This is a genomic window from Coleofasciculus sp. LEGE 07092 (genome assembly GCF_015207375.1).
Lineage (GTDB): Bacteria > Cyanobacteriota > Cyanobacteriia > Cyanobacteriales > Coleofasciculaceae > LEGE-07092.
On the sequence record NZ_JADEWY010000013.1, the window covers coordinates 1 to 21,581 of the forward strand.

The 21,581-nt window shown below is 44.8% G+C and carries 14 protein-coding genes; 9 read left to right on the forward strand and 5 right to left on the reverse strand.

Annotated elements, in window-relative coordinates; all coding sequences use genetic code 11:
- The first annotated feature begins 217 nt into the window (after positions 1-217).
- The 5 genes from IQ257_RS05090 to IQ257_RS05110 all read left to right on the forward strand — a co-directional run bounded on the left by IQ257_RS05090 (position 218) and on the right by IQ257_RS05110 (position 7,553).
- The gene (locus tag IQ257_RS05090; RefSeq protein ID WP_193881760.1) at positions 218-1,300 is read left to right on the forward strand and encodes a LamG domain-containing protein; all 1,083 of its coding nucleotides are present in this window, start codon (positions 218-220) and stop codon (positions 1,298-1,300) included.
- Positions 1,301-1,334: 34 nt separating this feature from the next.
- Entirely contained in the window at positions 1,335-2,546 is a 1,212-nt protein-coding gene (locus IQ257_RS05095) for a WD40 repeat domain-containing protein (RefSeq protein WP_193881762.1), read from the forward strand.
- Positions 2,547-2,687: 141 nt separating this feature from the next.
- Positions 2,688-5,918 carry a patatin-like protein gene (locus tag IQ257_RS05100; RefSeq protein WP_193881765.1) on the forward strand — a complete coding sequence of 1,077 codons (3,231 nt, stop codon included), beginning with the start codon at positions 2,688-2,690 and terminating at the stop codon, positions 5,916-5,918.
- Between the two features lie 182 nt (positions 5,919-6,100).
- Positions 6,101-6,463: a translation initiation factor gene (locus IQ257_RS05105; protein ID WP_193881768.1), complete on the forward strand. Its 363-nt coding sequence runs from the start codon at positions 6,101-6,103 to the stop codon at positions 6,461-6,463.
- Positions 6,464-6,914: 451 nt separating this feature from the next.
- On the forward strand, positions 6,915-7,553 hold the full coding sequence (locus tag IQ257_RS05110; RefSeq protein WP_193877804.1) for a Uma2 family endonuclease: 639 nt from the start codon (positions 6,915-6,917) through the stop codon (positions 7,551-7,553).
- 187 nt (positions 7,554-7,740) lie between these two features.
- Here IQ257_RS05110 and ppsA read toward each other — a convergent pair whose 3' ends face one another.
- The gene (ppsA, locus tag IQ257_RS05115) at positions 7,741-10,134 is read right to left on the reverse strand and encodes a phosphoenolpyruvate synthase (RefSeq protein WP_193877806.1); all 2,394 of its coding nucleotides are present in this window, start codon (positions 10,132-10,134) and stop codon (positions 7,741-7,743) included.
- Between the two features lie 147 nt (positions 10,135-10,281).
- Positions 10,282-10,959 (reverse strand): type I glyceraldehyde-3-phosphate dehydrogenase, encoded by a 678-nt coding sequence (locus IQ257_RS05120; protein WP_193877808.1) that lies wholly within the window; start codon positions 10,957-10,959, stop codon positions 10,282-10,284.
- 275 nt (positions 10,960-11,234) lie between these two features.
- Here IQ257_RS05120 and IQ257_RS05125 point away from each other — a divergent pair, with 275 nt between their 5' ends.
- On the forward strand, positions 11,235-12,305 hold the full coding sequence (locus tag IQ257_RS05125) for a DJ-1/PfpI/YhbO family deglycase/protease (protein WP_193877810.1): 1,071 nt from the start codon (positions 11,235-11,237) through the stop codon (positions 12,303-12,305).
- Positions 12,306-12,351: 46 nt separating this feature from the next.
- On the opposite strand, the gene IQ257_RS05130 is transcribed toward IQ257_RS05125, so the two are convergent.
- Both IQ257_RS05130 and IQ257_RS05135 read right to left on the reverse strand, forming a co-directional pair.
- Positions 12,352-13,098, reverse strand: coding sequence for a hypothetical protein (locus IQ257_RS05130; protein WP_193877812.1), 747 nt, complete (start codon positions 13,096-13,098; stop codon positions 12,352-12,354).
- A gap of 60 nt (positions 13,099-13,158) precedes the next feature.
- Positions 13,159-13,455, reverse strand: a complete 297-nt coding sequence (locus IQ257_RS05135) for a hypothetical protein (RefSeq protein WP_193877814.1) — start codon at positions 13,453-13,455, stop codon at positions 13,159-13,161.
- A gap of 462 nt (positions 13,456-13,917) precedes the next feature.
- On the opposite strand from IQ257_RS05135, the gene IQ257_RS05140 reads away from it, so the two are divergent.
- The 3 genes from IQ257_RS05140 to rpiA all read left to right on the forward strand — a co-directional run bounded on the left by IQ257_RS05140 (position 13,918) and on the right by rpiA (position 20,715).
- Entirely contained in the window at positions 13,918-18,969 is a 5,052-nt protein-coding gene (locus IQ257_RS05140; RefSeq protein WP_193877816.1) for a CHAT domain-containing protein, read from the forward strand.
- Between the two features lie 440 nt (positions 18,970-19,409).
- Positions 19,410-19,871, forward strand: a complete 462-nt coding sequence (locus IQ257_RS05145; RefSeq protein WP_193877818.1) for an RNA recognition motif domain-containing protein — start codon at positions 19,410-19,412, stop codon at positions 19,869-19,871.
- A gap of 133 nt (positions 19,872-20,004) precedes the next feature.
- On the forward strand, positions 20,005-20,715 hold the full coding sequence (gene rpiA, locus IQ257_RS05150) for a ribose-5-phosphate isomerase RpiA (protein WP_193877820.1): 711 nt from the start codon (positions 20,005-20,007) through the stop codon (positions 20,713-20,715).
- A 119-nt stretch (positions 20,716-20,834) separates the two neighbouring features.
- On the opposite strand, the gene IQ257_RS05155 is transcribed toward rpiA, so the two are convergent.
- Positions 20,835-21,560: a Uma2 family endonuclease gene (locus IQ257_RS05155; RefSeq protein ID WP_193877822.1), complete on the reverse strand. Its 726-nt coding sequence runs from the start codon at positions 21,558-21,560 to the stop codon at positions 20,835-20,837.
- Positions 21,561-21,581 lie beyond the last annotated feature (21 nt).

Genomic DNA, 21,581 nt, shown 5'->3' on the forward strand with positions numbered 1-21,581 from the left:
CTAATCGTTATTTATTGCTGGGATTCAATCATTTAATGGCTGCAATGAATCAATTTAAACCTTGTTATGCTTCTGGATGATTTCACTGATTAACTACTAGCTCATTTCGGAAAGTGACAGAAGAGGGTTACTCTTTATCTTCCCCATCACCTCATCACCCCCACCTTCATCAACTCAGGTAATGGCAAGATGAGTAATAATAGCGGGTAAAGAGACAATGGCAAACAAGTCAAATCAACCAAGAAATGACGATGCTGTTCTGGGAGGTTACAACCCGCCACCCAGGAGTGGTATGGTTTTGGGCGGTATCCAAGGGGTAAAGGTGCGCTTGAGTAGTCCATTCGTTGAAGAGCGCATAGCAGCAGCTTCGGAAGCGCTAAAGTACGGGGATGCGGGCTTAGATTTGATCCTTCAAGCGTTACAGGATGATTCTGGGCAAGTCCGACGAATAGCTCACTTGCTTCTGTGGGAAAGGACTGAGCCTCATGTAAGACAGGCGATACAGAACTATGCTCCCACGGACATGGTTGCCTGCTGGCGTTTGGACGAAACGGAAGGGAAAACGGCTACAGATAGTGTCGGTAGCCATCACGGAACCATTGAGGGAGCAACTCCCACTACTATTGTTCCTGGCAGGATGCCTGGATTGGGAGGGGCAGGGAATCCTGATGAAATCAACCCAGATTCTTACCGTTTTGTTGAGTTTGTTCTACCTAAGGGGTTGGGAAGTGCCTTATCCTTCGATGGCAATGATTATGTAGAAGTCCCCAATGCGCCCGAGTTGAACTTCGGCACAGGTGATTTTTCGATTTGTATTGGAATTAAGACTCGCAGTCGTGGGGGAATTGATGTGATTTTGGACAAGCGAGTTGAAATATCGGGTTCGGTACAGGGGTATTGTTGTTGTATATATCAGGGTCGGCTGTTGCTGCAACTGGCGGATGGGATAGAGTCAGAATGGACGAATTACGATAGCCAATTTGCGATCGCGGATGATAAGTGGCATCACATCGTGGTAACGATTGACAGAGACTGTGCTGATGGGGGACGGTGGTATGTCGATGGGATAGAAGTCGGCAAGCGGTTTAACCCAACCAATCGACAGGGTTCTGTGAGCAATTTCAAACCCTTGATAATGGGTAGGCGTTCTGATAATTCCAGTTCACCGGGTTTCTTCAAGGGCAGCATGAGCGATGTCAGACTCTTCAATCGGGTACTGGATGCAGCAGAGGTGCCAGCTATCTATCAGGTGGTTGGCGTGCGGGTAACACGCTCGAGTTTTCAACGAGGAATACGGTAGAGTTTTGAGGGGAAGGGGGAACGAATAAAGGACAATGCCAGACTATCTCCATCAACCTAGAGATTATGATGCCGTCCTTGGTTCGTCGCACTCAGCTCCTGTGGGTGCGGTGATTTTGGGAGGAATGGATGGCGTTAAGCGACGCTTGGCTAGTGCAGAAGTCGAGTCAAGGATTGCAGGACTAAATGATGCTTCTAACTATGGCAAATTTGGCTTGGATTTAATTATTCAGGCGTTAAACGATGAGTCCGAGGACGTGCAGCGTTTAGCCTATTTGTTGCTGAGAAACAGAACGGAACCACAAGCAACGAGAGCGTTACTGGCATACATACCCTACCGATTGTTTAATGGTATGAGTACAGTTAAAGCGGGTCAAGAAATTGCAATTAGTCCCGATGGGAATAGAATTGTCTATTGGCGAGGCAAGACTATTCGAGTTTGGGATTTACAGAAACAGGAATTGCTTTACACTATTCCTAAATATCCCAAAGCTAGAGAGTTTTTTGCTTTAAGTCAAAATGTTAAAACTTTGGTTAGGGTGAGAAATGGTGGGGGTAATGTTATTGAGATTTGGCATCAGGAGGAACTGTACTCCATTCTCTACGGACATGACGGTGAAATTGGCGCGATCGCTATTAGTCCAGATGGGCAGACGATTGCTAGTGGTAGCCAGGATAAAACGATTAAAATTTGGCATCTAGAGACAAGAAAGCTCATCTGTACCTTTGGCAGTCAACTAACCTTGGGAGCGCATACTGCTGAGATTTTATCCCTTGCGTTCAGCGCTGATGGGAAGACGCTGGTGAGTAGCGCTCGGGATGGCAAAATTAAGCTGTGGGATTTACGAAATCGAACCCGACCTCGTACACTTCAAGGGTATGCTAATTCTGTTGCCATCAACCCGGATGGACTGACCCTTGCAAGTAGCAATTGGCACAATCAAATTCAACTGTGGAATCTTTCCAATCAGACTGTAGAGCATACCCTGACAGGGCATTTCTATTCTGTGAATGCTTTGGTTTTCAGTCCTTACGGACGAGTGCTAGTGAGTGGTGGGAATGATAAATCTATCCACTTTTGGGATGTACAAACAGGCGATAAAATTCAGACCTTGACGGGACATACTAACACAGTAGATTGCCTGAGACTGAGTGAAGATGGGCAGCGTTTAGTCAGTGGCGGTTCTGATAAAACGGTTAAGGTGTGGAGTGTGAGTAGAGAATGGGGAGTGGGGAGTAGGGAGTAGGGAGTGGGGAATTTCAGTAAGATTAATATCGTTCTTCGTATATTCCATCCAACTGAAAACCGCTATAGTCTACAACAGTGACAGACTATCGTGACAGAATACTTCCAGCACATCAACCACCATCATACCGAGGAACGTGCTATGTCCAAATCAACGCTTAAAAAACCAGAATTTCGCCATGAACACCGCTTAGGACTGGTGGTATATGGGGGTATCTCCCTCGCTATTTACATGAACGGCATTTGCCGTGAGTTCTATAATGCTGTACGCGGTCGGGGTATTTATAAACTTATTAAAGCACTTACCGATTCTGATATTGTTGTTGATATTGTATCAGGAACCTCTGCTGGGGGGATTAATGGAGTCCTCTTAAGCTATGCTCTAGCTAACAGTACGGACAAGGACGTTGTTGATTTTAAAGAATTTGGTCAGATTTGGCGAGAAAGCGGCAGCATTCGCAATCTGATGCATCAGCCTCTAGCGCGAGAATCTAAAGTTGAGTCTGTATTAGATGGGGCAGGATACTATCAATCTGAGCTAGCTACAGCGTTTCAAAAAGCTAGCAATAATAAAACCGATGCCCCAGCAGGAGAGTGGTTGTCGCCATTTAATGAGTTAGATTTATTTGTCACGGGGACGGATACAATCGGGCGAATTTATCGGGCATTTGACGATACCGGAAGCGTGATAGAAGTTAAAGATCATCGTAGCATTTTCAGCCTCAAACACCGTCAAGGTCGCAAAGAACCTTTCAATCCCAGCGGCGATCCCGCTGATCCCAATCGCACACCCAAACAAACCTATCAATCTCTGGCAAAACTTTGCCGGATTACCTCATGCTTTCCCGTTGCTTTTCCGGTGGTTAGCATCGGATTGAAAGAGGATGCCAATGAGTTAGATCGCAGGTTGGTTGAATGGGGACGGCTAGAAACTCGTGAGTTACCTGAAAAGCGACCGAGAGAAGGTTATCAATTACATTTTGTCGATGGTGGAGTGTTGGACAATCGACCCTTCAGTTATACCATTCGAGATATTTATTACCGTACTGCCAATCGTCCAGTTAATCGCCAGCTTTTCTACATCGATCCAAGTCCTGATCGCTTTTCTGGCAGTCCTAAGTTTATCACGATGCCCAAACCCAATGCCTTGGAAGTGATTCAAGATTCATTAATCGGTTTGCCGATGTATGAAAGTATCAGTAACGATTTAGAGGCAATCAAAGAACATAACGAAAAAATTCGCCGCTACAATGAGATTTTAGCGGCTGTTGAAGCTCCAGATTACTCTCTAGCCGAAGTTTCCGGTGAGATTGATGTTAATGAAGGCATTTATCTGCGGAGTCGTCTGATTGGATTGCGCGATCGCATCCTGCCGCTAATTTTAAGGATGGATCGAGATGGCAGCAATAACTCCGACAAAGGCAACCAAACCATCTTAGAGAAAACAGCACAATTACTAGTCGAAGGCATCACGGGCGAGGGAGAGAGTAAACAACAAGAAGCAATTCTACAAAGAGCTGGAGAACAAATTCGCAATCTAGATGTAGACTATGCCATAAGAAAGCATTTCTATATTACTGAAAAGCTTTTCCAATTGCTAGAGAAGGAATCGGGCGCATTAGAATACAAAAAAATCCGATTGTTAGTGAGCAGACTTAACCGCCATATCAAGCTAGTAGAAGTTATCGGTACGGCGTTAAATATGTTCCTGAGTCACCCTCAAGTCAGCGAATCATTCTACCGTTTGCTAGAGCATCAACCTCCCCGCACTAATCAGGAATTAACCAATCGCTTACGCACTCAAATCTACGATCGCCTCTTGCGACTGAATCGCTTTTTCCTTGATGCTGATGGGTTAGAAAAGTTTGTGCCTCCAGCTTTTAATCGAGAACGTTTTAAAGCTATTCCCGCTGACTTTTTTAAAAAATTACCCTCACGAGCTAATGACTTAGCCTTAGAGTTTGATCAACTGGATACTAAACCCGTTGATTGGTTGTCTCAAAAACAAATTTCTGGTATTCTTGAGCAATTCAAGCAAAAAATTAGCAACTTAGAAGACAATCCATCTTACCTAGAAACAATCTGGTCAGATGAACGCTACGGAGAACGAAGCCCAGACAACTGCGGCAACGAATTTTGCTCAGTTTTGTCTAAAGTGGAGCAAGCCTCAGATATCTTGATCCAGTCGAGTGGATTGAAAAAGCCAAAAGATATCTTCAATCGGTTTAAAAACTTTCGTCATTTGGATCGCGTACTTTATCCCTTTGAATACTTAAGCTCTCTAAACGAAAAAGATATTATTAAAACCATTCGATTTAGTCCCGATGATGCACAAATGGGATTAGGAAAAGGGAAAACAATTGAGGATAAATTAGCTGGAGATACTTTAAATGCTTTTGGGGGATTTTTCAAGAAATCCTGGCGGTCAAATGATATGCTGTGGGGACGATTGGACGGGCTTAACCGCATTTTTGAAGCCTTAGTCACCCGTGATTCTCTAAAATCGTTTCCTAGGTTTCTAGAACGACAATCTCAGGAGCAGAGATGTACGAAAGACGAATACTTAGAATTGCTAGTTCACGAATGTTTCTCCAACGTCCAACCCAGCGATCGCCAAAAACTAAAATCCCATCTTAAGATATTATCCGAACCCAATTCCCAAGCATCGGATGCAGTCTTGGACATCATTTTTAACGACTTGGTACTAGAGAGTCATCGCTCAATTTTATCAGCAGATATTCGGACTGTTATAGAAGATGAGATTGCCGAACAAATCTCCTGGAACCGACAGCGAATTCAACCGAATGAACCCGATAATGTTGAAAAACTACTGGTTAAACTAGGAGATGAACCACCTAAATATCGACCTGTTCCCGGTTACTTTCAAAAAAGTGTTAGCCTCTTAGCGGCTGGAAAATTAGCGAAAGATGCTATTGATACGCTATCACCTCACGAAAAAGAAGAGTTTTTTCGTAATCAATACCGAGTCGGCAAAGAAACGGTGTTGAAAGATATTCCCAGTATTGTGCTGGCAAATTTAGCAACTCGATTTAGTCTAGTGCTGCGAGATATTATTAACACCCTATTGGGTGAGAGACGTGCTGCACAACTCCGAGGACTGTTATCTTATCAGTTTTTTAACAAGTCAGTCCAATTGTTCTACTGGTGGTTGCAACTGAGGGGACCAACGGCAATGCAAAGCCCGAATTTTATCGGCAGGCGACCTCTACTTTTGATCGTTCAGGTAGTGTTGTTATTGACGGCTATTATTGCTGTTGCGATCGCTGTAGCTAAATCACCCTTAGCCGTAGCTGTGGCGTTGATTGCCACCGTCCTCTTTTGGTTACTGGGGTATCTGTGGAAAAAATTTTAATGGGGAGTGGAAATTTTCCCTTTTCTTTCCCTTTACCCCTAGAGATAGTGTAACTGCGTAAGTCCTGACCTTGTTAATCCCTGAAACGAAACTTTTCGATCTAGTGAATTTTGTTTCTTCATTCCCTGTAAAGGGTGGGTGTCTACTCTAAAATGTAAACGACTCTTAGCCTAATTCAAGAGATGGCATCATCAAAATCTAAACAAAAGTCTTCTGGATCGAGCGATCGCGCTGCCTACCGCGAGTTTGGTTCTGACAGCAATCCTGCTGCTTTAGAACGAGGCGTTCAGGAACTTCCGCCTAATCAGCAAAATTTGAAAGTTCAGGCATCCCGGAAAGGACGTAAGGGTAAAACAGTAACGGTGATTACGGGGTTTCAAAGCAGCTCTGAAACCCTTACTCAGTTACTCAAACAACTCAAAACCCAATGCGGTAGCGGTGGTACGGTTAAGGACGATACCATTGAAATTCAAGGAGATCATGTTCAAAAGTTGGTGCAAATTCTGACTAAGTTGGGTTATAAGGCAAAAGTTAGCGGTGGTTAGCAAGGGAGCAGGGGAGCAGGGGAGCAGGGGAGCAGGGGAGAGTATAGATATAATAGACTTCTCTAAAAATGAGTCTGAAACCCTTGTACAGCTTGAGCTAAGATCTAATTTCTGGAGAGGTCTAATTGGCATACACTACAACCCTACACCCGTTCGGCGAGCGCGGTAACTGAGCGGATCGAGTGAGCCTCGCCGAACTCCTGTCGAAGTTTATTGACACTTTTGGTTAAGCGATCGCTTTTGTCGAGCAGGTATACTCGTAGTTAACAAAATGAGAAAGTGCGCAAGTTCGCTCAGAAGAAATTGACCGAATATTTACATTAAAGCTGGGGAATAATTCCAAATGAGGGTGTGATTCAACCCCTTACAGATATTGGAGAAGTTAGCAGATATCCATTGGCAGCAGCGCAAGAACCCATGACAAAGTAGACAAATTTTGTGTTTGAATATTATGAAATTAACTACCGAAGAAATCACTTACCCCTCAAGCGACGATCAACCCATGGCAGACAGCACAATCCAGTACCAATGGATTACCACAATCAAAGGTGGTTGTGATGCTCTGTTTAAAAATGACCCCAATGTATTCGTTGCGGGTGACTTACTGTGGTATCCCGTTGAAGGTAACAACAGGATTTGTCAAGCCCCTGATACGATGGTAGTTTTTGGCAGACCCAAAGATGATAGACGTTCCTATCTGCAATGGAAAGAGAATAATATTCCCCCACAAGTCGTCTTTGAAATTCGCTCCTACAGTGATAGCCAGACCAAAATGGCAAAAAAACTAGTCTTCTATAATCGCTACGGAGTAGAAGAGTATTACCTTTATGATCCAGATGACAAAGAATTGACGGGTTGGCACCGAGTTGAGGGACTATTAGAAGTCATTGAACCGATGTCAGGTTGGGTCAGTCCTCGCTTAAACGTTCACTTTGAGCTAACAGAGGAAGGGTTAGCATTATATCGACCGGATGGACAAAAGTTTCTCTCCTATTTGGAATTGGAGCAACAACGGGAACAAGAAGCCCAACGTGCCGAACGATTAGCAGCGAAATTGCGCGAATTGAATATCGATCCAGATAGTTTATAAGTGAAGCTTCGTGATTGCCTTGCTGCGCCGTACTCAATCGGCGGCTTTTTTTAACGCAGAGGTACGCAGAGGATTTCGCAAAGGGACGCGGAGGTTAAAGGAGGTTGGTAAATATCACTATTAGATGAGCTTACCCTGATTTTTATGAAAATTACCCTATCTTTAGATAGAGCAAGATCTGAGCTACTTATTGATGAGATTCCTGTTCCGTCACCCGTTTCTTCACCCGAACAACGCTATCGGGATTGAGAGAAATTGAGTCAATTCCACTCTCCACCAGGAATGCTGCAAAATCAGGATGATCACTAGGTGCTTGTCCGCAGATACCCACCTTGCAACCAACTTGATGAGCAGTTTCGATCAAACGGCGGATCATTCGCTTCACCGCCGGATTTCCCTCGTCAAATAGGTGCGCGAGTTCTCCAGAATCTCGATCCACACCCAAAACTAATTGAGTCAAGTCATTGCTGCCAATAGAGAAGCCATCAAACCGCTTGCCAAATTCGTCAGCTAACTCCACATTTGAGGGAATCTCAGCCATCACGTAGACTTGTAAGCCATTTTCGCCTCGCTTTAGTCCATTTTCTGCCAAAACTTCTAGCACTTGATCCGCCTCTTCCAAAGTGCGACAGAAGGGAATCATAATAATGACATTATTCAAGCCTATTTCTTCCCGTACCCGTTTGATTGCTCGGCATTCTAGAGCAAATCCTTCCCGATAGCGATCGCTATAATACCGAGATGCCCCCCGAAATCCTAGCATCGGGTTAGATTCTTCTGGCTCGAATTGCTCACCGCCAATTAAATCAGCATACTCATTCGTTTTAAAATCACTCATCCGCACGATCACCGGATCGGGATATTGCGCCGCCGCAATTTTGGCAATTCCTCGTGCTAAATTATCAGCGAAATACTCAGTCTTATCCTCATAACCGCGAGTTAACTCCTGTATCTGTTTCCGTGCTTCTTCATCTTCTACATCATCAAAATGAATCAGCGCCATCGGGTGAATTTTGATGACATTGTTAATAATAAATTCCATCCGTGCCAAACCGATACCATCGCAAGGCAAGCGCCACCAACGAAATGCTGCCGCCGGACTAGCGATATTCATCATTATTTGTGTTTGAGTTTGAGGAATATCCTCTAAACTGACTTCTGATTCTTCATACTCTAAAATGCCTTCATAGATAAAACCTTGATCACCCTCAGCGCAGGAAATAGTAATTTCTTGACCATCATCTAAAACCTGTGTCCCTTCTGCTGTTCCCACGATCGCAGGAATTCCTAACTCACGGCTAACAATTGCCGCATGACAGGTACGCCCCCCTTGATCGGTGACAATTCCGGCTGCCCGTTTCATAATCGGCACCCAATCTGGGTCGGTCATTCCCGTGACTAAGATAGAATTATCTTCAAAGTGAGCGATATCGTCGGCACTTTTAATCCGGCAAACTTTACCCGACGCGATCGCATCCCCAATACTCAACCCCTTCAGCAGCCTTTCACCTTTTTCCTTAAGGCTATAGGTTTTCAGGGTACTGGCTTCCTTTTGGGATTGTACCGTCTCCGGACGGGCTTGCAAAATATACAACTCATCTGTATCTCCATCTTTCGCCCATTCCATATCCATCGGTTTTTGGTAATGAGCTTCAATCGCACTCGCCCACCGACCTAATTGCAAAACTTCCTCATCCTTGAGAACAAAGGAGCGACGCTCTTGGGAGGAGGTATCTATATTCTGTGTCGTCTTACTCCCTCCTTGAGCGTAAATCATTTTTTTCTCTTTTGCGCCCAACGCTTTCTCAATAATCGGTTTGAGTTCTTGTTGCTTCAATAACGGTTTAAAAACTCTATATTCATCAGGCGTTACCGAACCCTGCACCACATTCTCACCCAACCCCCAAGCGGCATTGATCACGACAACATCGGGAAAACCTGTTTCTGTGTCAATCGAAAACATCACACCAGCGCTAGCTTTATCCGAGCGCACCATCTTCTGCACGCCAACCGATAATGCCACGTTCAGATGGTCAAATCCCTGTTCTTCCCGATAGCTAATCGCTCGATCTGTAAACAGTGACGCGAAGCATTTGCGGCAGGAATTGAGCAATTCTTCTGCTCCTGTAACATTGAGAAAGGTTTCCTGTTGACCTGCAAAACTGGCTTCCGGTAAATCTTCTGCCGTGGCAGAACTTCTCACGGCTACATCCACTTCATTAGTATCGTAGCGTTGAGAGAGTTCGTAGTAAGCATCTCGAATTGCTGATGCCATTTCTTCGGAAAAATCACCGGATCGAAATAGCCGCCGAATTGATTTTCCCACGTCGGCTAATGAAGTCTTGCCATTTTTGAGTTCGTCGAGATGTGATTGGATTTTCTCTGTTAAATTGTTGGTTTCTAAGAATTTCCGATAGGCATCTGCTGTCGTCGCAAAACCATCAGGAACGCGAACGCCTTCATCCTTGAGTACCCGAATCATTTCTCCCAAAGAAGCATTCTTCCCCCCGACAATTTTTACATCATCGGACGATAGATTATCGAACCAGCGAATGTACTGATTTTCCTTTGTCGTTCCCATTATTTTATGCCTCTAAGTTTTACGTTTTATTTTCTAAAGAAAAAGTGAGGAGATTGGGAGAAAATCTTTGCTTCGTCTCCCTATCGCCCCACTAATTGCATGCTTTATCTAACCACCTAACTTTGTCAAACTCATAGGTTAGCCAATTTAACTAACCCCTTGTAGCATTTTTGAGTTTTTAATCATGTTCACAACTTCTCGAATCATCTGACTGGCATAACCCCATTCGTTGTCATACCAACTCATGACTTTAATCAAGTCACCATCCACCACTTGGGTCATAGTCAAATCGACAATTGAACCGTGAGAGTCTTGAATGATATCCGATGAAACAATAGGGTCTTCGGAAACGGCTAAGGCACCGTGATATTTTTCGCTATCTGCTTCTTCTTTGAAGATGTTATTGATCTCCTCAACTGTCGTTGATCGTTCCGTGACGAAAATAATGTCAGAAATTGAACCGACTGTAACGGGAGCGCGAACGGCAACGCCGTCAAATTTATTTTCGTATTGGGTCAAAACTTTCGTGGTGGCTACCCCTGCACCCGTTGAAGTTGGGACTAAATTAGCCGCCGCCGCTCTCCCTCTTCTGAATTTCTTACTCGGTCCGTCTACAATTTCTTGACTGGACGTATAGGCGTGAACTGTCGTCATCATTGCTTTTTTAACGCCGATTCGACGACCCATAACTTCAACAACAGGGGCAATGCAGTTGGTGGTGCAGCTTGCACAAGAGATAATTGCTTCGGATTCAGTGGCGTGATTGACACCAGGAACAATTGTCGGGACTCCTTCACTTTTTGCCGGAGCTGATAAAAGGTACATTCACCAGTCACCATCACCATAGGGAGTACAATGTCGTTTATCGTCTGTCTTTAGAAAGAAACCACCGCGCAACTCAAACTAGAGACTTATAACTTAAGTTAGATGTAATAATTAAAGACTGCAAGCTGGAATGAATCTTAAGTGGAATTCCTCTAGTCCTCTCAAAAATCTATCTCAAGGTATAGAAATTTTGATAGATGAGCTGTCTCATGACAGAGACACCCTTCACCCAAAATGTTTTACTCTGAAGCAGTATAAGTCACTCTGGACAAAAAATGACTAAAGTTGCTATTCTCATCGAAGACCAATTTGAAGACTCCGAGTTTAATATTCCGAATACGGCACTTAAGCAAGCAGGAGCCAATGTTGTTGTCCTGGGTTCGCGGATGAATGACGAGTACCAGGGTAAGGGCGGCAAAGTTTCGGTTAAACCAGATGCTACGGCAACAGAAGTCCGCTCTGAGGACTTTGATGCCATCGTGATTCCGGGGGGTGCAGCTCCCGATAAGATTCGAGCCAATCCAAATGCAGTGCGTTTGATTATGGATGCAATGGCTCAAGGCAAGCTCATTGCAGCGGTTTGCCACGGTCCCCAGATTCTGATCGAAGCCGATCAACTACGAGGCAAACAAGCTACGGGTTTCCGCTCCATTCGCAAAGATATGCAAAATGCGGGAGCAACCTATATCAACGAACCGCTTGTGGTTGATGGCAATCTAATTACGGCGCGACAGCCTAGCGATTTGCCGATTTTTACGGCAACCCTTCTCTCTCGACTGGGATTGAGTATTCCCAATACAGTGTTGCCAGACATGAGCGATCGTACATTTGAATGGTGGAAGATGGCGGCAGATTGGGGCGGTTCGTCGCGCAGTGATATTGTCAACGCCCTGAATACGGCAATTAGTGGTGAACACTATACCTATAAGGCATATGAGCAGTATGCCGAGCGAACCACCGATCCAGAATTGCGCCTAGTACTGCGAGAAGTTTGCATAACGAAGCAGCAGCACATTCAACTGCTCGAAAGCCGTCTAGCTGCCTTTAACGAACAAGTCTCTTGGCAGGCAATGGGTAGCGAAGCTCTCGCCACTCTACAAAGCTGGTTGCAAGCGAATGATGATGATCGCGCCATCCTGCGGCGAGCACTAGGAGATTTACAAACCGGTGTCGTAGATTCTTATCATCTCTCTAGTCAACTTACCGATCCCCTGACGGTAGAAATCTTGATGCAAATTGAGGAGAACCTATCGCGGCACGAAGAGCGTGTATCGGAACTCTATCGCGCTCGTTTGGGTAGCAATGTACAGCCACCTATGCCAACCACTATGGCTATAGTTGGTTAATCATCCTGATGTAGAGACGTTACCGACAACGTCTCTACTGGAATCCCTACAGTCCCAGTAGAAGCGCTGTGTAGACACCTGCACCCAAAGCAAACGCCCAGAAGCGACTGTCCCGTTCTTCAGGTAGCTCCTCTTTGAGAACGTTAAGAATTACTCCTCCTGCTAAGAAAGCAAAGAATAAAGCGATCGCCGCCTCGTCAACTTCCGTCGCCCGTCCAATTCCCCAGCCAAGCAAAACTGCTGCTGCTAGTATCCAGCGTCCAATATGCCTGTAGATTTTTTTGTGATGTTCACGCAAGCCGTAGTCATTCACTACAAAATGGAGAGCCATTGCCAGGAAAAAGAACACAAGGCTGTGCAACCCTGGTTCCTCCCGGTGGAGAAGTAGGTAACCAATGAGGAGGTTGTAAATAGCAAACGAGGCAATGTGCAGCCAGAATACCTCCCTAGTTGTAGTATCCCCTCCACCTGCTTCTCGGTTTTGCTGGCGAGATTCTTTAGCTATGCGCTCTAAGCCGTAGAACACAGCAAAGCCCAAAAGGGCTAAGAGGTAGACATGGTGTTCTAAGAAACCAACCAGAGGATGGTTGGCTTGCTCAATGACAGTTTGTCCGCTGCTGAGTTCGGGAAAGATGTGGATGAATACATAAGCCACAGATGCTCCACCCGCAATGGATAACCAGCGACTGCGAGGAATGGTATCTAAGAAAAGCAGTCTGTTTGCAAATAGGTGTACGGCTGCCAGTCCAACTGCTAGAAGTAAGCTGATTAGGGTAGAGTCTTGGGCAAACATCCGTGTACTATAGCAATCCTAAATAGGTTGTGGCGAAAGTCCTGAGACGAATGCAAGCTATCAGACAGTGGTTAAAACCACTGGCAGGTTGTTGCCACTGGTGCAAGATCTGAGTTCATTAGGCTTCTTTAGTATATTCGGGAACGGAGAGCGGCAGGGGCTATTACCGAACCTTTGCAAGAGGTCGGTAATTTGTGGTACAGAAGGAATGGAGCCAACATACTGACGATCGCTCGGTCGAAATACACCCATCCCGCAAGCAGAAAGCAGGCTAGTTGTGGATTTTTCCAGCACCCCTTTACTCGGTAGTGCCAATCTGAGAGGAGAATAGTTGCCGTTAGCGTGCATGGTAATCATTCAAAATTCAAAAAATTAACGGTGTCGGGTATTTTACAAAGAAAGGCAGTGGTTCGACAGGTGGAACACTGAGCTTGTCGAAGTGCTCACCAACCGGACAGAAGGGACAACCTACTCCTTCCTCGTATTAATTTGATAGGCAACTTCACTCACGTTCAGTCGCTGCTGTTCGCCGGAATCCATGTGTTTTAAGACAACTTCTAACAAGAGGAGAGGGATTTAAGTCAGGTTAATACGAAAGATAATCAATTTATTTGGGTGGCGTTAATTGTGATAGGTTTGACGGTGAGTGGATTAATTTGGTGGGGGGTTTGAATGGGTTTTTAGTTGCGTCGATAGGACGTATCGCTCTTTTGTCACCTTAGGAAACGCTCCAATTTTGTTGCATAACCTCATAGGACTCAGAGATATGGCTTACTAGATATGGAAGTTGCTGATTCATGCCTAATGAGGATTGCCCGGATGCATCAATCGTTAAAGTCCCTCAGCCTTGTAACTGTCACTGTACTCCTCTCTCTGGTTTCTCCTCGGTCACTGGCAGAAACTACCGCAGAGATATCAAGTGTTCTGGCACAAGAGCTAATGCCCCAAGACTATCAAGCCACTGCCAACGTTGAGGGAACCTGGAATATTACTGAAGCCAAAACCACAGATGGCAGGAACTATACCGGAACTGTCACCATTCAACCGATTGGTCAGATTTACAGTCTTTCCTGGCAGACTTCAGCAGGAAATCAATTAGGATTAGCTTTCTTAGAAAATGATCGCCTGTTTGTCGCTTGGGGTTCTGATGAGGCATCAGGCTACGGTCTTGGCGTGTACAAAATTGGCGGGGATGGCAATCTGGATGGAAGATGGACTTACTCGAAGGCTGGGGGCGAAATCGGGACTGAAATCGCTACCGGAGGCAGACCAGACCAGATTGAGGGGAATTATCAGGTTACTGGGACAAATCCTGGCAGTGAAGGGCAATACAAAGGAAATTTAAACATTCGTAAGACAGGTGACACCTATCAACTTGCCTGGACTGTGGGAGCAACGTATCGGGGTGTTGGCATACGTTCTGGTGATTGGCTGCTCGTAAGTTGGGGGCAATCGAGCCAATTTGGTGTTGTTGACTATACGATCAGTGGAGACAAAGCTAAGGGTCGCTTGGCTATTGTTAATCAGTCCAGTCTCGGTATAGAGAACCTGGTTCGCACTCAGACTAGTGCTAATCTCTCGCTCTTGTGTACTCTAGAACACACGCCAATAATTCAAGACCGAAAAGCTGAGGCGGATTGTCTTTTGGAGCAAGGTATTAAGCAGATTGATACCAACCGATTCCAGTTGGCATTGCAACCGTTGCAACAGGCACTGGCGATTTACCGGGAAATCCAAGACCGTCAGGGAGAGGGGCAAACGCTGAAAAACCTGGGCAACGCCTACTTCTATAGTCTAAAAGACTATACCAAAGCAATTGAGTACCAGCAACAGGCTTTAGCCATTGCACGGGAAATTAAAGACCGAGATCTAGAGGCAAGAGCATTACTGAATACAGGAATTGCTTATAAAGAGCTAGGAGAATCTGTTGAGGCAATTGCCTACTATCAACAGAGTTTAGCGATCGCACGGGAAATTCAAAGCCACGAGATAGAGTGGAAGGCTCTGAACAATCTCGGCATTGTTTACTCTTCTCTAAAAGACTCCACCAAAGCGATTGAGTATCAGCAGCAGGTGTTAGCGATCGCGAGGGAACTCCAAAATCATGACCTGGAATGGACAGCTCTCAGTGCTTTAGTTAGCTCTTACGATTCTTTAAAGGATTATCATAAGGTCGTTGAGTTTGCCCAACAAGGTTTGACTTTTGCACGGGAAACTCAAAATCAGGAAAGGGAAAGGTTAGCTCTCAATACTCTAATTAGTGCTTATACCTTTCTAGGAAACCAAACTCAAGCAATTGAGTATCAACAGCAAATTTTAGCCCTTGCTAGGAAACTACAAGATCAAGACCTTGAATGGTCAGCTCTCAGTGCTTTAGTTGGCTCTTATGATTCTCTCAAGGATTATCAAAAAGTCATCGAGTTTGCCCAACAAGGCTTGACTTTTGCACGAGAAGCTCAGAATCGTGATAGGGAATTAGCAGCTTTAATAACTCTCAGCAGTGCTTACTATTCTCTAGAAGAATACGAGAAAGTTATTGAGTCGGCTCAAGCTGGCTTGGCGGTGGCAAGGCAAATTGGAAATCGTGCTATTGAAGCTAGGGCTTTAGGATTTATAGGTGATGCTTACTCTTCACTACAAGATTATCCTAAAGCGATTGAGCTTTATCAGCAAAGCCTTGTAATCGCTAAGGAAATTGAAGACCGCTATCGAGAAGGTGCCGTTTCGATAGCTCTTAGTCGTACTTATAATTCACTCAATGAACTCCAAAAAGTAATTGAGTTCGCTCAAGCGGGTTTGGCTGTGGCGCAGCAAATCGAAAATCGTGATATTGAAGCTAGGGCTTTAGCATTTATAGGCGATGCTTACACTTCCCTAGAGAACTATCAGCAGGCGATTGAGGCTGCACAGCAAGCCTTAGTAATTGCCCAAGAGACTGAAAATGGTTTGCTAGAAGCTTATGCTTTTGATACGCTCAGCCGCGCTTACTCTTCTCTCAATGATTATCAGAAATCTGTTGAATTAGCTCGGCAACAGTTGGAAGTTGCCCAGAGGATAAAAAATAGTTGGTTTGAAGGGCGAGCATTGGCACGGCTAGGGGATGTTTACAAATTACTGGGTGAAGTTGGAAAAGCCATTGAACTTGCTCAGCAAGGGCTAGTCATTGCGCGGGAAATTAAAAATCGCTATCTTGAAGCCTGGAATCTAATTACTCTAGGGGATGCCTATGACTTAATAGGAGACAATAGGAAGGCAATTGAATTTGCTCAACAGGGATTAACATTTGCACAAGAGATTAAAAATCGCCACTTAGAGCTTTTAGCCCTAAGTACTCTAGGTGGAGCTTATAACTCACTAGGTGACTACCAAAAGTCAATTGAATTTTTACAACAAAACTTAACTCTTGCACGAGAGCTTAGAGAACGTGATAGTGAAGCAATAGCTTTAGTCAATCTAAGTAACACCTATGATTCTCTAGAGGATTATCAAAAAGCGATTGAGCTTTTGCAACAGAGTTTGACAATCGCTAGAGAAATTAAAGACCGTCGTCTGGAAGCACAAGCTTTAGGAAACCTTAGTGGCATCTACGCTTCGCTTAATGATTATGAAAAAGCTCTTGAGGTTGCTAATCAAGGATTGGAGATTGCACAAGAAATCCAGAACTACCAGGTGCTAATGCGTTCCTTGTATTCTCTTTCTGTAATCTATGAAATCCTGGGAAATTACCCCAAGCTTGTTCAAATTTCCGAACAAAGTCTAGCGACGGCACGAGAACTACAAAATCCTCAGTTAGAAGCCGCATCGTTAGCCATTCTGGGTCTAGCTTATTTTTATCAAGGAGATACTCAAAAAACAATTGAATTTGCTCAAGCTAGCTTAACTGTTTCAGATGAGAGCAATAGCCAGTTAGCTAAGAGTATTGCAATTTTAGTTATGAGTGTTAGTTATGGTGAATTGAAAAACTATGACAAAGCTATTGAGCTGTCTGAGGAAAATTTAAAATTAGCTCAAGAGTCAAATGATATTAACCTCGAAAGAGCAACATTAAATATTCTAGGTGCTATCTACAGGAAAGCCGGACAGAACGAGAAATCGCTTGCTGCCTACCAAAAGGTATTGGCAATGGGTCTGGAGAGCGAAAGCCATACAAGTCGAGTCATGGCTCAAGCTGGTTTAGCGCGTACCTATCGTGAACTAAACATGCCTATTACTGCAATCACCCACTACAAGCAAGCTATCAATGGTATTGAGCAAATCCGTAGTAATATCCGTGGACTATCTCCAGAATTACAAGAGTCATTTCTACAATCTATCATCGATTTTGACAGATTTAAGACGGCTGATATTTACCGCGAATTAGCAGACTTGTTGCTATCACAAGGACGAATTTTAGAAGCGCAGCAGGTGTTGGAACTGTTGAAGGTGCAGGAATTACGTGACTTTACTAGGAATACGAGGGCAGGTGGGGAAAAGCAGAAAGTCACATTTAATCAGACAGAGGAACAGATTAAAAATGAACATGGCACGTTGATTGCCTTCGGACAAAAAGTTACTGAGTGTGAGGAAACCTCATGCAGTCAACTAGATCAACTGCTAGCTCAACAAGATATATTGACTGAGGAATTTAATCAAAGTGTTGAGACGATTGAAAAAGAAGTGCGCGATCGCATTTCCACAGACCCTGCTACGCTTGACTCAGAAGACTTTCTCCGCAAAGCCAACGAAATTGTCGAAGCCCAACCTGGCACTGTACTAATTTACCCCTTAGTCTTGGAAGACAAAATCTGGCTGTTGTGGGCAGCAAAAGGCGGTATCGTTAAAAGCATTGAAGTTTCCGACGTGGGACAGCGCCAGCTAGGGGAAACCGTTGTGAACTTTCGCCAACTGCTGCAAAACCCATCTTCAGATATTGCCGAACTGCAAGCCACTGGTAAGCAACTCTACGATTGGCTAATCAAACCTTTGGAATCAGAACTGAAAAGTAATACCATTCAAAATCTCGTCTTCTCCCTCGATCGCGCTGCCCGCTACATCCCCATGAGCGCCCTATTTGATGGCGAGAAGTACTTAATTGAAAACTATACCATTTCCACCGTACTATCCGCCGATTTGACCAACACAGACAAACGCTTGCCTCCGGGAACTGAAAACACCTCCGTTTTGGCAATGGGACTCTCGAATGCTGTCGCTGGTTTCAACCCTTTGCCCAATGTACCACCCGAACTGGATGCGATTGTCCTGAACGCTGATAATGACCCACTAGGAGTGTATTCCGGAAGTCAGTTTCTCAACCAGGAATTTAATTTAGAAACATTGAGAAAAAATCTGCGCGGGAATCAGATTTTGCACTTAGCCACTCACGGCGAATTTAACCCAGGACGCCCAGAGGATTCCTATCTAGTGCTAGGAAATGGTGATAAGTTCGCAATTCCTGAAATTTCTAAACTATATAGGCAGTTAAGCGATGTGCATCTGGTTGTGCTTTCAGCTTGCGAAACTGCCCTTGGTGGTTCTGACGCTGATGGAAACGAGATTAATGGCATCAGCTATTACTTTCTCAATTACGGTGCTGAGGCGGTAATGGCTTCCTTATGGCTTGTCGATGATGCTAGCACTAGTCAACTGATGCAGCAATTCTACAGCAACTTAGCCAACGGAACCGATGCAGCACCCATAACCAAAGCCGAAGCCCTGCGACAAGCACAACTGAGTCTGTTACACAATGATACTCTAACGACAGAGACTACTGATCCAAGGGCAAGCATCGAAGTTAGACTTAGACCGGGTTCCCAAGCGGCTAACCGTACTGCCTCCGGTTTTTCTCACCCCTACTACTGGGCACCCTTTATTCTCATCGGCAATAGCTTGTAGTCGTTCATTAGGTTTCTTACTCTTATTCGGGAACCGGAAACAGAAGCCCCTATTACCGAACCGTTGCCAGAGGTCTACTGACTTGAAGCGAACTGCAACTAAAGGCTCAATCTTTTTGTTATACTAGCTTGCCTGCGGAAAATCGTGTTAGGTTATGAATAGTGTAAATATTCTGTAATAATTTAGAGTAGAAAGAAAACTATTAGCATCTAATCCTGACAATTGCGACCCAGAAGCTAAAAATGGGGTCGCCATCGCTCTGGGTAGATGATCTAGAGGAGCTTGAATTTACTACATCAGTCTGTGCTGTCGAGGTTGGGAAGGATTGTCAAAAGATTGTCTGGACGTGAGAACCGTTCGTCAATCAAATCTACTCCTAGCCATAAAAATTGCTGGTGTAAGCAGATTTGTTGGAAAATTAAAGTCTGGAGGTATCTCTCATGTCCGTTCGTCTTTATGTAGGCAATTTGCCCAAAGAACAGGTAGACCGTGATGAACTGCAAGCTGTTTTTGCAGAAGCTGGGAAATCGGTTTCCACAAAAGTGATTAAGGATCGGAAAACGGGTAAGTGTCGGGGTTTTGGCTTTGTCACCGTACCGACTGATGAGCTAGCCAATGAAATCATTGAAAAGTACAATGGTCATCTTTTCAAGGACGCTGCTCTGAAAATTGAAAAAGCACAACCCAAGTCGAAAGGTTCCGAGCAAAATCCAGAGGAGGATTCCCCTCCATCTGGCGGTGGCGGAACTTCTGGGCGTCGTAGCAATAAAAAACCCAAGCGGAGTTCTTCTTCTAGCAGTTCTACTTCCTCTGACTCCGGCTCGATCCAACCCGATCCACGCTGGGCTGATGAGTTGTCAAAGCTAAAGGAGCTTTTATCGGCTCAATCTAGTAACTCGTAAATTCTGCTTGAACCAGAGATTGGGGATTGGAGATTGAGCAATCTAGCCTGTCTCCTATCCCCAATTTTGTGTCATATTAGTGCAAAATAAAGCTGCAATAAGAACCACAAATGACAGAGAGGGACTTTAGATCATGAGTGCAGGAATCAATCCAGTGAACCTGATGAAACAGGAAGTCGGCAAGGCTGCTGCCGAACGGGTACAGTCAGGCATGATTGTGGGATTGGGTACAGGCTCAACAACTGCCTACGCTATTGAGTATTTGGGCGATCGCCTCAAACAAGGTAAGCTTAAAGACATTGTGGGTATTCCGACTTCATTTCAGGCAGAAGTGTTGGCGAGACAATACGGAATTCCCCTAACCACTCTGGATGTCGTTGATCGTATCGATATTGCCATTGATGGCGCTGACGAAGTTGATCCGCAGAAAAATCTAATTAAAGGGGGCGGTGCAGCCCATACCCGCGAAAAAATTGTTGATTCCCTCGCTGAACAATTTATCGTAGTTGTCGATAGCAGTAAAGTCGTGGAGCGGCTGGGTTCAACGTTTAAACTGCCCGTAGAAGTAATGCCCATGGCATACGTTCCCGCCATGCGTGCCATTGAGAAACTAGGTGGCATCCCAGAATTGCGTATGGGAGTTAAAAAAGCAGGACCCGTCGTTACCGATCAGGGCAATATGGTAATTGATGTCAAATTTGACTCTATCGATAATCCTGCTGAATTAGAAAAAACCATCAATAACATTCCCGGTGTCTTAGAGAACGGTTTGTTTGTCGGCGTTGCCGATGTAATTCTGATTGGCGAAGTAAAAGAGGGTAAAACCGTCATTCGAGAGATGTAATCTACTCTTTCTCAAGAATCCTTCTACACCTCAATATTGTTGTAGAGGCGTACCCTGGTACGTCTCTATATCTGGATTTGTATCTCATTTAGCGATCGCCCATTTTCCCAACTACAATATTACCCTTGAGCGATCGCCTGTACCTCATCCACTGACAATCCCAACGCTTCGGCAACTTGTTCAACACTCAACCCCATACCCAACAATCGAGGAACTGCATCCTGTCTGGCTTGCTCGGCTTGAGCAGCTCGCTGCCGTTCCTCCTCAAACCGTTGAGCAATTTCTACATAACTCAAAAAACGCTCTCCGTCGGGGCGATAAAGCTCCAACGTTTCCTCTGATAACGCAAATCGAATCTGCAAGCGAGGGCTAACCCAATCCGCCATCTGGGGAATTACATCCAAGCCGTCCTCACCCCGCAACCAGCCCCGCAATCGATTGCTGTCTCGATCGTAAATGTAGTACTCTTCCACACCGTAGCGATCATAGAATAGCAACTTTTTATCCATCTCATCCTGAGTATTCCCAGGAGACAGAATTTCAAACACCACCTGCGGTGCAATTCCTCCTTCGTGCCATTGTCGGTAAGAACCCCTATCGCCCTTGGGTCTACCAAACACCACCATTACATCTGGCGCATTCACAATGTTTGGCTTTTCTTCCACCGGATACCAAAACAAATCCCCGGCTACAAACACATTCGCATTATCGGCAAACAGCCAATCCAAGTTTTGCTGAATCACTACAATCCAGCGAAACTGCTTGGTGTTATTTGCCATGGGTTGTCCATCACTCTCGGGATAGATGATTTCTTTTTGAGTTGGAGATTGCAGTTGAGAAACCATATCTCATATTCAGTTGCAGTC

Bases quoted from the DNA above. Each gene is read 5' to 3' on its own strand.
- IQ257_RS05090 (WP_193881760.1), top strand. From the start codon at position 218: ATGGCAAACAAGTCAAATCAACCAAGAAATGACGATGCTGTTCTGGGA.
- IQ257_RS05095 (WP_193881762.1), top strand. From the start codon at position 1,335: ATGCCAGACTATCTCCATCAACCTAGAGATTATGATGCCGTCCTTGGT.
- IQ257_RS05100 (WP_193881765.1), top strand. From the start codon at position 2,688: ATGTCCAAATCAACGCTTAAAAAACCAGAATTTCGCCATGAACACCGC.
- IQ257_RS05105 (WP_193881768.1), top strand. From the start codon at position 6,101: ATGGCATCATCAAAATCTAAACAAAAGTCTTCTGGATCGAGCGATCGC.
- IQ257_RS05110 (WP_193877804.1), top strand. From the start codon at position 6,915: ATGAAATTAACTACCGAAGAAATCACTTACCCCTCAAGCGACGATCAA.
- ppsA (WP_193877806.1), bottom strand. From the start codon at position 10,134: ATGGGAACGACAAAGGAAAATCAGTACATTCGCTGGTTCGATAATCTA.
- IQ257_RS05120 (WP_193877808.1), bottom strand. From the start codon at position 10,959: ATGTACCTTTTATCAGCTCCGGCAAAAAGTGAAGGAGTCCCGACAATT.
- IQ257_RS05125 (WP_193877810.1), top strand. From the start codon at position 11,235: ATGACTAAAGTTGCTATTCTCATCGAAGACCAATTTGAAGACTCCGAG.
- IQ257_RS05130 (WP_193877812.1), bottom strand. From the start codon at position 13,098: ATGTTTGCCCAAGACTCTACCCTAATCAGCTTACTTCTAGCAGTTGGA.
- IQ257_RS05135 (WP_193877814.1), bottom strand. From the start codon at position 13,455: ATGATTACCATGCACGCTAACGGCAACTATTCTCCTCTCAGATTGGCA.
- IQ257_RS05140 (WP_193877816.1), top strand. From the start codon at position 13,918: ATGCATCAATCGTTAAAGTCCCTCAGCCTTGTAACTGTCACTGTACTC.
- IQ257_RS05145 (WP_193877818.1), top strand. From the start codon at position 19,410: ATGTCCGTTCGTCTTTATGTAGGCAATTTGCCCAAAGAACAGGTAGAC.
- rpiA (WP_193877820.1), top strand. From the start codon at position 20,005: ATGAGTGCAGGAATCAATCCAGTGAACCTGATGAAACAGGAAGTCGGC.
- IQ257_RS05155 (WP_193877822.1), bottom strand. From the start codon at position 21,560: ATGGTTTCTCAACTGCAATCTCCAACTCAAAAAGAAATCATCTATCCC.